This window comes from Kitasatospora kazusensis (assembly GCF_039529945.1).
Taxonomy (GTDB): domain Bacteria; phylum Actinomycetota; class Actinomycetes; order Streptomycetales; family Streptomycetaceae; genus Kitasatospora; species Kitasatospora kazusensis.
The window spans coordinates 37,939-52,577 of the sequence record NZ_BAAANT010000020.1 but is presented as its reverse complement, the minus strand read 5'-3'; the positions used below and the strand labels follow the sequence as shown (position 1 = coordinate 52,577).

Sequence of the window (14,639 nt, the reverse complement as noted above, 5' to 3'; positions counted from 1 at the left end):
CGTCGCGGCCGGTTTGATGGTCGATCCGCCGTGGTGTAATGGCAGCACTGGGCCCTTTGGAGGCCTCTGTCTGGGTTCGAATCCTAGCGGCGGAGCTCATGCGCGCGCGGCCGCGCGCGAGGGGTGCGGACACGCCGGCCCCGTTAGGCTTCCTCCCAGCTCGGCGGGCTGTGCGGAGGGCCACCGGCCTGGAGTTCGGCCGGGCGACTCCCTTACCGCGAACCGACCGAGGAGCCTCCCCAGTGAGTGCCAAGAACCCCGCCGCCGTGATCGTGCTCGCCGCTGGCGGCGGGACTCGGATGAAGTCGAAGAGCCTGCCCAAGGTGCTGCACGAGATCTGCGGCCGCTCGCTGGTGGGTCACGCGGTCGCCGCCGCCCAGGAGTTGGCTCCGGAGCAGCTGGTCGTGGTGATCGGGCACCTGCGCGAGCTGGTGCGGGAGCACCTGGCCGGGCAGTACCCCGGCGTGCGGACGGTGGACCAGCTGGAGCAGAACGGCACCGGGCACGCCGTCCGGACGGCGCTGACGGCGCTGGCGGCCGACGGCGTCGAGCTGGACGGCACGGTGGTGGTCACCACCGGTGACGCGCCGCTGCTGACCGGCGGGACGCTGGCCGCCCTGGTCGCGGCGCACGAGGAGCAGGGCAACGGCGTCACGGTGCTCACCGCCGTCGTCCCGGAGCCCTTCGGCTACGGCCGCATCCTGCGCGACGAGAGTGACGGCGCCGTCGCGGCGATCGTCGAGGAGAAGGACGCGAGCGAGGCCCAGCGGGCCGTCGCCGAGATCAACTCGGGGGTGTTCGCCTTCGACGCCAAGCTGCTCGCCGAGGCGCTGAGCCGCCTGAACACCGACAACGTGCAGGGCGAGGAGTACCTCACCGACACGCTGGCCATCCTGCGGACGGCCGGCCACCGGGTCGGCGCCGTGGTCGCGGCGGACTTCCGCGACATCGTCGGGATCAACGACCGCGTCCAGCTGGCCGAGGCCCGGCGGATGCTGAACGCCCGGCTGGTCACGCGCGCGATGCGCGAGGGCGTGACGGTCGTGGACCCGGCGACCACCTGGCTGGACGTCCAGGTCACGTACGAGCCGGACGCCGTGCTGCTGCCGGGTACCCAGCTGCACGGCGCCACCCATCTGGGCGAGGGCTGCGAGGTGGGCCCGAACTCCACCCTGACCGACACCCTGGTCGGCGCCGGCGCGCACGTGAGCAACACCACGGCGATCGGTGCGCAGATCGGCGAGCTGGCCTCGGTCGGCCCGTACGCGTACCTGCGCCCCGGGACGAAGCTGGGCCGCAAGGCGAAGGCCGGCACCTACGTGGAGATCAAGAACTCCGAGCTCGGCGAGGGCGCCAAGGTGCCGCACCTCTCGTACATCGGGGACGCCACGATCGGCGAGGGCACCAACATCGGTGCGGCGTCCGTCACGGTGAACTACGACGGCGTGAACAAGCACCGGACCACCATCGGGGCCCACTGCCGCACGGGATCCGACAACATGTTCATCGCCCCGGTGACGGTCGGGGACGGCGCCTACACGGCGGCCGGCTCGGTCATCATCAGCGACGTCCCGGCCGGGGCGCTGGGTGTCGCCCGGGCGCAGCAGCGCAACGTCGGGGGCTGGGTGCAGCGCAAGCGGCCGGGCTCGGAGTCGGCCCGGGTCGCCGCCGAGGCGAACCGTGCGGCGGCCGAGGCCGCTGGGGCCGACGGGGCCTGAACGGCGCAACGGGGATCTTGAGGGGTGGTCCCGGGGCGGACGGTTCCGGGCCGGGCGCGTAACCTGGTGTACATACGTGCGCCACTGGGCTGCAGTCCGTGTCTGGGCGTACCTCCAAATCCCCCGTTGAACACCGGCCTGGGCGCTGCCCGGGTGCGGCGCGGCGGGTTCATGTGCGTCAGCAATACGAGGAGACGGTGCAGTGAGCGGGATCACGACGTCGGGTGAGAAGAAACTCAAGCTCTTCTCCGGCCGTGCCCACCCCGAGCTGGCGAAGGAGGTTGCCGCTGCGCTCGGCACCGAACTCGTCCCGACCAAGGCGTACGACTTCGCGAACGGTGAGATCTACGTCCGCTTCCTGGACTCCGCGCGCGGTGCGGACTGCTTCGTGATGCAGAGCCACACGGCTCCCATCAACCAGTGGATCATGGAACAGCTGATCATGATCGATGCGCTGAAGCGTGCCTCGGCGCGCAGCATCACCGCGATCCTGCCGTTCTACGGGTACGCCCGCCAGGACAAGAAGCACCTGGGCCGCGAGCCGATCTCGGCCCGGCTGGTCGCCGACCTGCTGGCCCAGGCCGGTGCCGACCGGATCATGGCCGTGGACCTGCACACCGCGCAGATCCAGGGCTTCTTCGCCGGCCCGGTGGACCACCTGTTCGCGCTGCCGATGCTCTGCGACTACGTCGGCGAGCGGGTCGACCGCTCGAAGCTGACCATCGTCTCGCCGGACGCCGGCCGGGTGAAGGTGGCCGACCAGTGGTGCGACCGCCTCGACGCCCCGCTGGCGATCATCCACAAGCGCCGTGACACCAGCCAGGCCAACACCATCCTCTCCGCCGAGGTGGTCGGCGACGTCAAGGGCCGGGTCTGCGTCCTGGTCGACGACATGATCGACACCGCCGGCACCATCTGCGCCGCCGCCGACGCGCTGTTCGACAACGGCGCCGCGGACGTCATCGTGGCCGCCACCCACGGTGTGCTGTCCGGCCCGGCCGCGGACCGGCTGAAGAACTCGCGGGTCAGCGAGTTCGTCTTCACCAACACCCTGCCGACCCCCGCCGAGCTCCAGCTCGACAAGGTCACCACGCTCTCCATCGCCCCGTCGATCGCCGCCGCGATCCGCGAGGTGTTCGAGGAGGGCTCGGTCACCAGCCTCTTCGAGGGCGTGCACTGATCTTGCTCTAAGTCGGAACAGGGGCGTGGGGGACTGCGCGATGTCGAAGGCTGCGGGTCGTTGCCTTCCGGTTTCGCGCAGTTCCACGCGCCCCTGTTGTGCTTGCTCGATTGCCTGAGTGCTGGGCCGATTTCTCTGTTGACGCGGGGTGCGGTTAGACTCCTGAGACTGCTCGGCGAGGGATGCCGTGTGCCCGTAGGGGTGCCCGCTCCGTGATCGACGCGCTGCCGCTGCCGTAGTCCGGCTGTCAGCAGATTCGTCCGCCGCCGAGCGACCCCCCAAACGTACTTTGAGGGTGTGGTCCCGGCGGCTCTCGCTTGTTGCCTGCACCCCCGCGCCAGATTCTTACGAGGAGTGCAGTCGTGTCCGAGATCCGCCTTGCCGCTGAGACCCGCACCGAGTTCGGCAAGGGTGCCGCCCGTCGCGCCCGCGTCGCCGGCCTCGTCCCCGCCGTCGTCTACGGCCACGGTCACACCCCGGTGCACCTGAACCTCCCGGGCCACGCCCTGATGATGGCCCTCAAGACCCCGAACGCCCTGCTGGTCGTGCCGATCGAGGGCAAGGACGAGTACGTCCTCCCGAAGGCTGTCCAGCGTGCGGCCATCAAGCGCAACATCGAGCACGTCGACCTGCTGCTGGTGAAGCGCGGCGAGAAGGTCACCGTCGAGATCCCCGTCCTCACCGAGGGCGAGGTCGCCCCGGGCGGCAACCTGGTCGAGCACGTGCTGAACGCCCTCCCGGTCGAGGCCGAGGCCACCCACCTGCCCGAGTCGGTCACCGTCTCGATCCAGGGCCTGGAGGCCGGCGCCTCGATCCTCGCCAAGGACATCACCCTCCCGGCCGGCACCACCCTGGCCGTCGACGGCGACACCGTCGTCCTGCAGGTCATCGGCGCCCAGGCCTCGCAGGCCGACGCCGACGCCGAGGCTGCCGCCGAGGCCTCTGCCTGAGCTTCGCTCACAGCTTGACCACTGCCCCGACCCTTCCGCGTTCCGGAGGGGCCGGGGCAGCGGTGTGTCCGGGATGATGTGGTGATCGTGAGTGTCGTGAGGAGCGCATGATGAGCGGCGAAGAGTACACAGGGCCATGGCTGGTCGTCGGCCTGGGCAATCCGGGTGAGGGGTACGCCCGGAACCGGCACAACATCGGCTTCATGGTGGTCGACCTGCTGGCGCAGCGGATCGGCGCGAAGTTCAAGGCGCACAAGAGCCGCGCCCAGGTCGCCGAGGGCCGGCTGGCCGGGCAACGGGTGGTGCTGGCCAAACCGATGACTTTCATGAACCTCTCCGGCGGCCCGACCACCGGCCTGCGGGACTTCTACAAGACGCCGGCCGCGTCGATCGTCGCCGTCCACGACGAGCTGGACATCGACTACGCGACGCTGCGGCTCAAGCTCGGCGGCGGCGACAACGGGCACAACGGCCTGAAGTCGCTCACCAAGTCGCTGGGCCCGGACTACCACCGGGTGCGCTGCGGCGTGGGCCGTCCGCTGGGCCGGATGGAGGTCGCCGACTTCGTGCTCAAGGACTTCTCCTCGGTGGAGCGCAAGGAGCTCGACTGGTTCGTCGACCGGGCCGCCGACGCCGTCGAGGCACTGCTGTCCGAGGGGTTGGAACGCGCACAGAGTACTTACAACTCCTGAGCCGGATCTCCAACTTCTGACCACCCGTCAGCCCGCAGCGGCCCCGTGCGCAACAGTCGTACAACGCTTGGATGCTGACGCCTCGAACCGTATGGGAACGACCCGCCCGATCCGATACCGTCTTGCCCGTACGCGCAGGGTTGAGGGGTTGGATCTGGGGGTAGTAGCGGTGATTCGGTCACACCGTGTCCGGGCGGGACGTTTCGTCGGTGGAGCAGCGCTGCTGGCCTCCGCCGCCGTCACCGCGCTGGGCGCACCGGCGGCCCGGGCCGCCGAACCGACGGGCACCCCGGTGCGGGCGCCCGAGCCGGCCGCCGCACAGCTGGCACCACCGGTCACCGGCCAGGTCGGCGGCTCCGCCGGGCTCTACGCCGTCGGCGGCGGCCTGGTGGTGGTCGCGGGTGGTGCGGCGACCTGGCTGCGGCGCAAGCGCGCGGGGCGCGTCACCATTCACTGAGCGGTCACCAAGAGGGGCGCGGGGAGCTGCGCGATGCGGGAGGCCGCGGGCCGTTGCCTTCCGGTTTCGCGCAGTCTCCCCGCGCCCCTGCTGTGGCTGCTGTCAGCCGGTGTTGCGCAGGCCCGCCGCGATGCCGTTGACGGTGAGCAGCAGGGCACGGGCCCGCAGCGGGTCCTCCGGACGGCCCGCGGCGACCTGCTCGCGCTGGTGGCGGAGCAGGGCGACCTGGAGGTAGGAGATCGGGTCCAGGTAGGCGTCGCGGACCACGAAGGTCTGCTTCAGGACCGGGTTGGACTCCAGCAGCGAGCTCTCACCGGTGAGGCGGAGCACCTCCTTCACCGTGCGGTCGTGCTCGGCGGTGATCTGGTCGAACACGTGGTGCAGCTCGGCGGGCACCAGCTGCTCGACGTAGTGCCGGGCGATCCGCAGGTCCGTCTTGGCCAGCGTCATGGCGACGTTGGACAGGAAGTTCTGGAAGAAGTGCCAGTCGCCGTGCATCTCGTCCAGCACGTCGCCGAGGCCCGCCTCGCGGGCCGCCGCCAGGCCGGAGCCGACGCCGTACCAGCCGGGCACGATCTGGCGGGACTGCGTCCAGCCGAACACCCACGGGATGGCCCGCAGGCCGTCCAGGCCCGCGCCGGAGTCCGGGCGGCGGGACGGGCGGGAGCCCAGGTGCAGTGAGGCCAGCTGGTCGACCGGGGTGGCCGCGAAGAAGTACTTCGGCAGGTCCTCCTGCTCGACCAGCCTGCGGTACGCGGTGTGGGCGGCCTCGGAGACCTGGTCCATCGCCGCGTCCCAGCGGGCCAGCTCCTCGGGGGCCTGGCGCGGAGAGGTGTGCAGGGCGGAGGCGGCCAGCGTCGCCGAGACGGTGAGCTCCAGGTTCTCCCGGGCCAGCGAGGGGATCAGGTACTTGTCCGAGATCACCTCGCCCTGCTCGGTGACCTTGATCTCGCCCTCCAGGGTGCCCCACGGCTGGGCGAGGATCGCCTCGTGCGAGGGGCCGCCGCCGCGGCCGACGGTGCCGCCGCGCCCGTGGAACAGGCGCAGCCGGATGCCGTACCGGTGGGCGACGTCGCGCAGCCGGCGCTGGGCGCGGTGGATCTCCCACTGGGAGGTGGTGATGCCGCCGAACTTGGACGAGTCGGAGTAGCCCAGCATCACCTCCTGGACGTCGCCGCGGAGCGAGACCAGCAGCCGGTAGGACGGGTCCGAGAGCATCTCGTCGAGGATGCGGTCGGCCTGCTGGAGTTCGTCCGTGGTCTCCAGCAGCGGCACGATGCCGATCTTGGCGATGCCCGAGTGCAGGTCGATCAGGCCGGCCTCGCGGGCCAGCACGGTCGCGGCGAAGACGTCGTCGGCGCCCTGGCACATCGAGATGATGTAGCTCTCGACGATCTCGTCGCCGAAGCGCTCGAAGCCCTCCCGGATGGTGTTGAAGACGCCCAGCGTCTTCGTTCCGGCGGCGTCCAGCGGGGCCGGGGTGGGCGCGAGCGGGCGGCGCGAGCGGAGCTCCTTGGCGAGCAGCTTCTGCCGGTACTCGCGCGGCATGTCGGCGTAGCGCCAGGCCTCCTCGCCGAGCCGGTCGAAGAGCTGGCCGAGCGCGTGGTGGTGGGCCTCGGCGTGCTCGCGGACGTCCATGGTGGCGAGCTGGAGGCCGAACGCCTCGACGGTGCGGATCGCCCGGGCCAGCCGGCCGTCGGCGATCAGCTCGCCGCGGTGGCTGCGCAGCGAGTCCTGGATCAGCTTGAGGTCGGCGATCAGCTCGCGGGTGCCGAGGTAGTCGCGGCCGGGCACGTGCGGGGTGCCCGTGGCCAGCCGCTCGCGGGTGTTCTCCAGCTTCAGCCGCACGCAGGTGGCCTTGAGCCGGTACGGCTCCTCGGCGTTCATCCGCCGGTAGCGCGGGCTCAGCTCGGGCAGCAGCGCGAGGTCGGCGTCCAGCGACTCCAGCAGCTCGGCGGAGGCGCCGGCGAGGCGGACGGAGGTGGAGAGCGAGTTGCGCAGGTCGTCGACGGCGGCCAGCGCGTCCTTGATGCCGTACTCGTGCTGCAGGTTGAGGACGTCCCAGGTGACCTGCGGGGTGACGTTCGGGTTGCCGTCCCGGTCGCCGCCGATCCAGCTGCCGAAGGTCAGCGGCCGGACGCCGTCGGGGAGGGCGAGGCCGACCCGGGCGAGCTCCTCGTGCAGCTCCTCCAGGACCTCCGGGACGGCCTCCCGGTAGAGCTCGTCCAGGTAGTAGACGGCGTTGCGGGCCTCGTCGGTGGGCTCGGGGCGGGCGATCCGCAGCTCGTCGGTCTGCCAGAGCAGGTCGATCACCTCGGCGAGCCGGCGGTCCGCCTGGCGCTTGGCCGAGGAGTGCCTGACCGGGTCGGAGGTGGAGAGGCCGGAGGCTACGTGCTCGCGGTGGATCCGCTCCAGCAGCTCGCCGATCCGGCGGAGCTTGTTGAGCACGCTGCGGCGGGCCGCCTCGGTGGGGTGCGCGGTGAAGACCGGGCGGACGGCCAGGTTGGCCAGCGTGTTGGCGAGGTGCTTCGGGTCCGCCTCGGCGAGCTGGTCGGCGGTCTGCGCGAGCAGCGAGCCCTCGCGGGCCCGGCGGGTGGCGAACTCGCGTCCGCGGTGCACCTGTTCGGTGACGTTCGCCAGGTGGAAGTAGGTCGAGAAGGCGCGGACCAGCTTGGCGGCGGTGGCCAGGTCGATGCTGGAGAGCAGCTCGGCCGTCGCCTCGCCGTCGGTGCGGCTGAGCAGGCGGACCTGCTCGACCAGGCCCAGCAGTTCGGGGCCCTCCTGCCGTACCAGGGTCTCGCCGAGCAGATCGCCGAGGCGGCGGATGTCCGCGCGCAGGGCGGCGTTGTCGGCGGCGGGGTCGGGTGCGATCGGGCTGGGACTGTCCGCCGGGGTGGGGACCGGAGCGGTCACGGCTGGGCTCCCTGAGGTGGTGGGTTCGGCAACTCTCATCACCGAGCGTGTGGCGATGCGTGCGGACCGCGCTGTCCGACGCGAACAGCATAGGTGGCACCGGGTGCCGTACCCGTGAGGTGGCCGGATGGCGGACAGCCGCCGTGCATCTTTGCGGTAAGTCGGTGGGGGACGGGAAGTCCTCCGGCCTAGGCTGTGCGCCATGAGCGAGTCGCCTGAGGGGGGCGGGCCGACCCATTCGGTGTGGTGGTGGGAGCGGCGCCGCAGTGCGTTGCTGGACGTGAGCCTGGCCGGACTGGCCGGACTCGAATGCGCCGCGGGCGCGTACGCGATGGTCGGGGACCGGCTGCACTGGGCGTTCCCCGCCCAGGTGGCCGCCGCCGTACTGGGGGCGCTGGCGGGGGCCACGCTGCTGGTGCGGCGGCGCTGGCCGGCCGTGCCGGTGGTGGTGGCGCTGGTCTTCGTGCCGGGGCTGTTCGGGGTGGTGCTGCTGGTCGTCTCGCTGTACAGCCTGGCGGTGACCTGGAAGTGGCCGTCGCGGCGGCGCCGGGTGGTGTGGCTCTCCCTGGTCGCGTTCGTCGAGTCGCTGGGGATGGTGCTGTTCTCGTTCTTCAGCCCGACGAGCACCCAGGCGCCACCGGGCGAGACACCGCCGCCGACCTGGGTGCTGGTGATGATGGCGGTGCTGGTCGCCGTCGGCCTCACCGCGCCGCCGGTGGTCAGCGGCCTGTACATGGGCGCCCGGCGGCGCCTGATCGAGTCGCTCCAGGACCGCGCGCACGGCCTGGAGGCCGAGCTGGGCCTGCTCGCCGAGCAGGCCCAGGAGCGGGCCCGGCGGGCCCGGCTGGAGGAGCGCACCCGGATCGCCCGGGAGATGCACGACGTGGTGGCACACCGGGTGAGCCTGATGGTGGTGCACGCCGGTGCGGTGGAACGAATCCTCGACCGCGATCCGGAGAAGGCCCGGCAGAGCGCCAAGCTGATGGGCGAGGTGGGCCGGCAGGCGCTGAACGAGCTGCGCGAGATCCTCGGGGTGCTGCGGATGTCCGAGGAGGCGGTCGAGCCGACCGCCGGCCTCGGCGAACTGCCCGGGCTGGTGGAGCAGTCGGAGGCGGCCGGGATGCGGGTGCAGCTGACCGTCACCGGTCCCAGCCGGCCGTTCGCCGCGGAGGCGGAGCAGACCGCGTACCGGGTGGTGCAGGAGGGGCTGACCAACGCGCACAAGCACGCGGGCGGCGCCCGGGTCCGGGTGGTCCTGGCGTACGTGCCGAACGGCGTCCGGGTCGCGGTGGCCAACGACCGCCCGGGCCCGGGCACGGTGGTGGCACTGCCCAGCGGCGGGAACGGACTGCTCGGGATGCGGGAGCGCGTCCTCGCGCTGGGCGGGACGTTCTCGGCCGGGCCGGACCAGCGCGGGGGGTTCCGGGTGGAGGCGGTGCTGCCGTCGCGCCTTGCGCTTCGAGGTGACCCGCTGCGGTAGATCCTGCCGGGGCGGGGGAGCTGTTCGCGGAGGGCTCTGCGTGGTGGGTGGTTCTTCGCGCAGTTCCTCGCGCCCCTGGAAGGTGGCCCGGTGTGGGGGAGCCTGCCGGGGGTGGGGGTTGTTCGCGCGGTTCCTCGCGCCCCTGGAAGGAACTCGCGCCCCTGGAGGGAGGGGGGTCTAGGGGGCGGTCTGGAGGCGGTCGGGGGTGAGGCCGAGGACGAGGGTGGCGACGGCCTGGTCGATGGTGTGGCCGAGGAACCACTCGCCGGTGTGGTCCAGGCTGTAGACCCGGCCCTCCTCGTCGACGGCGAGCAGGGCCTGGCCGTACAGCTCCTCGCCGAGCGGGGCGATCCGGGTGCCGAGTGCGCGTCCGAGGTCGGCGAGCGTCCGGGGCTGGTGCAGCCCGCAGCGCGGGTCGAGCAGGAAGGGCGTCCTGGCGATCCGGCGGCCGGCGCCGGTGAGCCCGAAGGAGAGCCCGCCGAACTCGGCCCAGGCCTCGACGGCGGCGGGGAAGACCGTGTGCTGGACGCTCAGGGCGTCGCCGTGGGCGACCAGCTCGTCGGCCCACTCCTCGGCCTGGCGGATCTGCCAGCGGCCCGGGTGCCAGCCGGCCTGCTTGAGGGCGGCGGCGACGTCGGCGGGGAAGCGGGGCTGGGCGCGTGCGGCGGGCGCGGACGACGCGGCGGACACGGTGGACGGGTTCAGGACGTGCTCCGGTGGGTGGGGTGCAGGGCGGCGTGCTCAGTGCCGGGCGGTGGGCCCGACGGCGACGCTCGCGACGTTCAGGTGGTCGAGCAGCGGCGAGCAGGAGCGGCACGGCGGCGCGTGGGTGCCGTGCGCGGGGTCGCCCTCCTCGCGGATCCGGACGGTGGTCAGCCGGGCGCCCTTGAGCGCCTTGCGGGCCTCCTGCAGGCTCAGCGGTTTGCGGGTGGCGCGCTTGGAGCGCCCGGTGTCCACCGAGGTGAGGAACTGCGAGAGCAGCACCGCCTCGGGACACCGGCCGAGGAACCGCTCCCGGTGCTCGACCGGCAGGGCCGTCAGGAAGCCGTCGATCAGCGGGTGCAGCACCGGCTGCCCGTCCGGCTTGTCCCCCGCCAGGGTGCGCACCTCGCCGCCCTTGAGCGAGAGGGCCGCCGCGACGGCGGGCAGCAGGCTGTCCCGGTGGTGGCGCAGCACCGGCACCGCCGGGGCGGCGGGCGGCGGCTCCGGGTGGTCCATGGCTGCTCCTTCGGCGCGGGTGGGACGGGCCGGTGCTGCGGCGGCTCCGGGGACGTACTGACGGTAGGTGAAACCTGAGGTAGGGACAGGGTAGGTGCCAAGCCTGCCAAACGCCGCTGACACGCGCCGCGCCGGGGTGGCGGGGTTCCGCTGCGGGCGGTCGGGTTCTGTGGCCGAGTTGTGCGGCAGGTTTGCGGATTCGGGTCACGGGCAGTGGTGGCGGCCGGTAGCGTTCCAGCAGCAGGGCCAAGGGCGTTCGAACCGCGGGGGAGCGGGGCGGACGCGGCCCGGGGGTGTGGTGGGGCTGCGGGGGCGAGGGAGGCTCCGGCGCCGGCAAGGGGGGTCTTGCGACGACACATGTGCTGACGCATGTGCCGAAGAGCACGGCCCGGCCCGGGCGGCGGCGTGTCCTCCGGCGTTTCCGGGTGCCCTCGCGCGCGACCCCCGCACCGAACCGACCACCGCTCAGGAGAGGGCTACCGCCCGATGAACGCTGTCGCCATTGAGGGCTCCCGCTGCCTGGTCACGGGTGGGGCCGGCACCATCGGTTCCACCGTGGTGGACCAGCTGATCGAGGGCGGGGCCCGCGAGGTCGTCGTCCTGGACAACTTCGTCCGAGGCCGGATGGAGAACCTGGCCGACGCACAGGCCGCCGCCGCACCCGGGCAGCTCCGGATCGTCGACGGCGACATCCGGGACCGCGCCCTGCTGCGCGAGCTGCTCGACCCGGGTACGGACCTGCTGTTCCACCTCGCCGCGATCCGGATCACCCAGTGCGCCACCGAGCCCAGGCTGGCCCTGGAGATCATGGTGGACGGCACCTTCGACGTCGTCGAGGCGGCGGCCGAGAAGGGCGTGAAGAAGGTCATCGCCTCCTCCACCGCCTCGGTCTACGGGCTGGCCGACACCTTCCCGACCCCCGAGACCCAGCACCCCTACAACAACGACACCCTCTACGGCGCCGCCAAGGTCTTCAACGAGGGCCTGCTGCGCAGCTTCCACGCGATGTCCGGCCTGGACTACGTCGCGCTGCGCTACTTCAACGTGTACGGGCCCCGGATGGACGTGCACGGCCGGTACACCGAGGTGTTCATCCGCTGGATGGAGCGGATCGCCGCCGGACAGCCGCCGCTGATCTTCGGTGACGGCGAGCAGACCATGGACTTCGTCTACACCGAGGACATCGCCCGCGCCAACCTGCTGGCCGCCGCCGCACCCGTCACCGACCGGGTCTACAACATCGCCAGCTCCAGCGAGGTCTCGCTGCGCGGGCTCGCCGACGCGCTGCTCCACGCGATGGACCGCTCCGACCTCGACGTCGAGCACGGCCCGGCCCGGGGCACCGCCGGCGGGGTCGTCCGGCGCCTGGCCGACATCTCGGCCGCCCAACGCGACCTCGGCTGGAAGCCCGAACTCGGGCTCGACGACGGCCTGCGCAAGCTGGTCGCCTGGTGGCGCGAGCAGTAGCCCTGGCCGGCAGCGGTTGTGGGGATCACGTACGCACCTGGTCAACCACAGCAGGGGCGCGGGGAGCTGCGCGCGCAACCGTGCACCGTCGTAGAACCCTGGTCGCGCAGTTCCCCGCGCCCCTGGGTGGTGCGTGGCTGATCGGCGAGCGGACGTGCACGTACGTCGTGCCGATCTCGCGCAGTTCTCCCCCAGCCTTCGGCCGGGAGGTACCCCCACGCGCCCCTTTTGTGGTGACCCGATCACGTTTGGAGAGCTCTGTGTCCACGATTCCGGTAATGATCCCCTGGCTCGGCGAGGAGGAGGCGCAGGCCGCCGCCGAAGCCGTCCGGTCCGGCTGGGTCGCCCAGGGCCCCCGGGTCGCCGAGTTCGAGCGGGCCTTCGCCGAGCACCTCGGCGTGCCGCACGCCGTCGCCGTCTCCTCCTGCACCACCGCGCTGCACCTGGCCCTGATCGGGGCCGGGGTCGGCCCGGGCGACGAGGTCGTGGTGCCTTCGCTGTCCTTCGTGGCCACCGCCAACGCGGTGACGTACGTCGGCGCGACGCCGGTCTTCGCCGACGTCGACCCGGCCAGCGGCAACCTCACCGCCGGGACGGTCGGGCCGCTGCTCACCGACCGTACGAAGGCCGTGATCGCCGTCGACCAGGGCGGGGTGCCCGTCGACCTCGACGCGATCCGCGCGCTGGTCGAACCGCGCGGAGCCACCGTGGTCGAGGACGCCGCCTGCGCGGCCGGCGCCACGTACCGGGGCCGCCCGGCGGGCGCCACGGCGGCGCTCGCCGCGTACTCCTTCCACCCGCGCAAGCTGCTCACCACCGGCGAGGGCGGCATGCTGACCTGCCAGGACGGAGAACTCGCCGCCCGGCTGCGGCGGCTGCGCGAGCACGGGATGAGCGTCTCGGCCGCCGACCGGCACGCGGGCGGCGGGGCGCCCCTGCCGGAGACGTACGACGAGATCGGCTTCAACTACCGGATGACCGACATCCAGGCCGCGATCGGCCTGGTCCAGCTCGGCAAGCTGCCCGCGATGGTCCGCCGCCGCCGGGAGCTCGCCGCCCGCTACCGCGAGGCGCTCGGCCCGCTGGGCGAGCGGCTGGTCACGGACCCGGCGCACGGCACCGGCAACTTCCAGTCCTGCTGGCTGCTGCTCCCGGACGACGCGCCGGACCGGGCCGAGGTGCTGGCCCGGCTCGCCACCGCCGGCATCTCCGCCCGGCGCGGCATCATGGCCTCCCACCTGGAGCTCCCGTACAAGGGCACCGCCCGGGTGCCGCTGCCCGCGACCGAGCTGATCACCCACCGCTCGGTCATCCTGCCGCTCTACCACTCGCTGACCGACGAGCAGCAGGACCGGGTGATCGCGGCCCTCTCCGAGGCCGTCTCCCGGTAAGCCCGCCATGCACGGCCCGACCTACCAGCTGAGGGGCGTACCCGTATGACTTCCATTCCGCTCGTCGACCTGCAAGCCGCCCACGCCGAGGTGGCCGGGGAGGTCCGCGAGGGCTTCGACCGGGTGCTCGCCACCGGGGCGTACATCAAGGGCCCGGACGTCGGCGCCTTCGAGGCCGAGTACGCGGAGTTCTCCGGTGTGCGGCACGCCGTCGGTACCGCGAACGGCACGGACGCCCTGGAGATGGCGCTGCGCGCGCTCGAACTCCCGGACGGCGCGGGCGTGGTGCTGCCCGCCAACACCTTCGTGGCCACCGCGGAGGCGGTGGTCCGGGCCGGGCTGCGGCCCGTGCTGGTGGACGTCGACCCGGAGTACCTCCTGATCGACCCGGCGCTCGCCGCCGAGGCGCTGCCGGCCGCCGCCGCCCTGGTGCCCGTCCACCTGAACGGCCAGCTCGCCCCGATGGACGCCTTGCTGGAGATCGCCGGCGACCTCCCGGTGGTCGAGGACGGCGCGCAGTCCCAGGGCGCGCTGCGGCACGGGCGGGTCTCCGGCTCCTGGGGCCGGATCTCCGCCACCAGCTTCTACCCCGGCAAGAACCTCGGCGCGTACGGCGACGCGGGCGCGGTCGTCACCGACGACGAGCAGCTGGCCAAGGCCGTCCGGCTGATCGGCGACCACGGCTCCGGGCGCAAGTACATCCACGAGCGGTTCGGCTTCAACTCCCGGATGGACACCCTGCAGGCCGTGGTACTGCGCGCGAAGCTGCGCCGCCTGCCCGCCTGGAACACGGCCCGCCGGGCCGCTGCCGCCCGGTACGACGAGCTGCTCAAGGGCCTCGACGGTCTCACCCTGCCCGGCACCCTGCCCGGCAACGAGCACGTCTGGCACCTTTACGCGGTGCGGGTCGAGCGCGGCCGGGACGAGGTGCTCGCCGAGCTGCAGGCCGCCGGGATCGGCGCCGGCGTGCACTACCCGGTGCCCGTCCACCTGCAGCCGGCCTTCCGCGGGCTCGGGTACGACGAGGGCAGTTTCCCGGTCACCGAGCGGGCGGCGGGGCAGATCCTGACGCTGCCGCTCTTCCCACAGATCACGGAGGGTCAGCAGAGCCGGGTGGCGGAGACGCTGGCCAAGGCGCTGGCCAGGATCTGAGGCCCGCGGAACTCCCGGACC

12 protein-coding genes and 1 tRNA gene are annotated in these 14,639 nt (G+C 72.6%); 10 read left to right on the top strand and 3 right to left on the bottom strand.

The window, feature by feature from the left end; all coding sequences use genetic code 11:
- Positions 1-24 precede the first annotated feature (24 nt).
- The 6 genes from ABD330_RS18360 (at position 25) to ABD330_RS18335 (ending at position 4,997) form a co-directional block, all read left to right on the top strand.
- A tRNA-Gln gene (locus ABD330_RS18360) sits at positions 25-95 on the top strand.
- Between the two features lie 147 nt (positions 96-242).
- Positions 243-1,718 carry a bifunctional UDP-N-acetylglucosamine diphosphorylase/glucosamine-1-phosphate N-acetyltransferase GlmU gene (glmU, locus tag ABD330_RS18355; protein WP_344466341.1) on the top strand — a complete coding sequence of 492 codons (1,476 nt, stop codon included), beginning with the start codon at positions 243-245 and terminating at the stop codon, positions 1,716-1,718.
- 202 nt (positions 1,719-1,920) lie between these two features.
- Positions 1,921-2,898: a ribose-phosphate diphosphokinase gene (locus ABD330_RS18350; RefSeq protein WP_344466339.1), complete on the top strand. Its 978-nt coding sequence runs from the start codon at positions 1,921-1,923 to the stop codon at positions 2,896-2,898.
- Between the two features lie 362 nt (positions 2,899-3,260).
- A complete protein-coding gene (locus tag ABD330_RS18345; RefSeq protein ID WP_344466337.1) occupies positions 3,261-3,848 on the top strand; it encodes a 50S ribosomal protein L25/general stress protein Ctc in 588 nt (195 codons plus the stop codon).
- Positions 3,849-3,955: 107 nt separating this feature from the next.
- Positions 3,956-4,540 carry an aminoacyl-tRNA hydrolase gene (gene pth, locus ABD330_RS18340; RefSeq protein WP_344466335.1) on the top strand — a complete coding sequence of 195 codons (585 nt, stop codon included), beginning with the start codon at positions 3,956-3,958 and terminating at the stop codon, positions 4,538-4,540.
- Between the two features lie 169 nt (positions 4,541-4,709).
- Positions 4,710-4,997, top strand: coding sequence for a hypothetical protein (locus tag ABD330_RS18335; RefSeq protein ID WP_344466333.1), 288 nt, complete (start codon positions 4,710-4,712; stop codon positions 4,995-4,997).
- A gap of 102 nt (positions 4,998-5,099) precedes the next feature.
- On the opposite strand, the gene ppc is transcribed toward ABD330_RS18335, so the two are convergent.
- Positions 5,100-7,949, bottom strand: a complete 2,850-nt coding sequence (ppc, locus tag ABD330_RS18330; RefSeq protein ID WP_425555568.1) for a phosphoenolpyruvate carboxylase — start codon at positions 7,947-7,949, stop codon at positions 5,100-5,102.
- 163 nt (positions 7,950-8,112) lie between these two features.
- Between ppc and ABD330_RS18325 the strand changes: the two genes are divergently transcribed.
- On the top strand, positions 8,113-9,390 hold the full coding sequence (locus ABD330_RS18325) for a sensor histidine kinase (protein ID WP_344466329.1): 1,278 nt from the start codon (positions 8,113-8,115) through the stop codon (positions 9,388-9,390).
- Between the two features lie 177 nt (positions 9,391-9,567).
- On the opposite strand, the gene ABD330_RS18320 is transcribed toward ABD330_RS18325, so the two are convergent.
- Entirely contained in the window at positions 9,568-10,080 is a 513-nt protein-coding gene (locus ABD330_RS18320) for an SUKH-3 domain-containing protein (protein WP_344466327.1), read from the bottom strand.
- A 51-nt stretch (positions 10,081-10,131) separates the two neighbouring features.
- Complete coding sequence (locus ABD330_RS18315) at positions 10,132-10,608, bottom strand: YwqJ-related putative deaminase (protein ID WP_344466325.1); 477 nt, start codon at positions 10,606-10,608, stop codon at positions 10,132-10,134.
- Positions 10,609-11,094: 486 nt separating this feature from the next.
- Between ABD330_RS18315 and ABD330_RS18310 the strand changes: the two genes are divergently transcribed.
- The 3 genes from ABD330_RS18310 to ABD330_RS18300 all read left to right on the top strand — a co-directional run bounded on the left by ABD330_RS18310 (position 11,095) and on the right by ABD330_RS18300 (position 14,618).
- Positions 11,095-12,075 carry an NAD-dependent epimerase/dehydratase family protein gene (locus tag ABD330_RS18310; RefSeq protein WP_344466323.1) on the top strand — a complete coding sequence of 327 codons (981 nt, stop codon included), beginning with the start codon at positions 11,095-11,097 and terminating at the stop codon, positions 12,073-12,075.
- A gap of 278 nt (positions 12,076-12,353) precedes the next feature.
- Positions 12,354-13,466 (top strand): DegT/DnrJ/EryC1/StrS family aminotransferase, encoded by a 1,113-nt coding sequence (locus tag ABD330_RS18305; RefSeq protein WP_344466321.1) that lies wholly within the window; start codon positions 12,354-12,356, stop codon positions 13,464-13,466.
- Positions 13,467-13,511: 45 nt separating this feature from the next.
- On the top strand, positions 13,512-14,618 hold the full coding sequence (locus ABD330_RS18300; RefSeq protein ID WP_344466319.1) for a DegT/DnrJ/EryC1/StrS family aminotransferase: 1,107 nt from the start codon (positions 13,512-13,514) through the stop codon (positions 14,616-14,618).
- Positions 14,619-14,639: the final 21 nt, after the last annotated feature.

Coding starts and splice junctions, on each gene's coding strand:
- pth (WP_344466335.1), top strand. CDS start 3,956: ATGATGAGCGGCGAAGAGTACACAGGGCCATGGCTGGTCGTCGGCCTG.
- ABD330_RS18310 (WP_344466323.1), top strand. CDS start 11,095: ATGAACGCTGTCGCCATTGAGGGCTCCCGCTGCCTGGTCACGGGTGGG.
- ABD330_RS18305 (WP_344466321.1), top strand. CDS start 12,354: ATGATCCCCTGGCTCGGCGAGGAGGAGGCGCAGGCCGCCGCCGAAGCC.
- ABD330_RS18325 (WP_344466329.1), top strand. CDS start 8,113: ATGAGCGAGTCGCCTGAGGGGGGCGGGCCGACCCATTCGGTGTGGTGG.
- ABD330_RS18300 (WP_344466319.1), top strand. CDS start 13,512: ATGACTTCCATTCCGCTCGTCGACCTGCAAGCCGCCCACGCCGAGGTG.
- ABD330_RS18315 (WP_344466325.1), bottom strand. CDS start 10,608: ATGGACCACCCGGAGCCGCCGCCCGCCGCCCCGGCGGTGCCGGTGCTG.
- ppc (WP_425555568.1), bottom strand. CDS start 7,949: ATGAGAGTTGCCGAACCCACCACCTCAGGGAGCCCAGCCGTGACCGCT.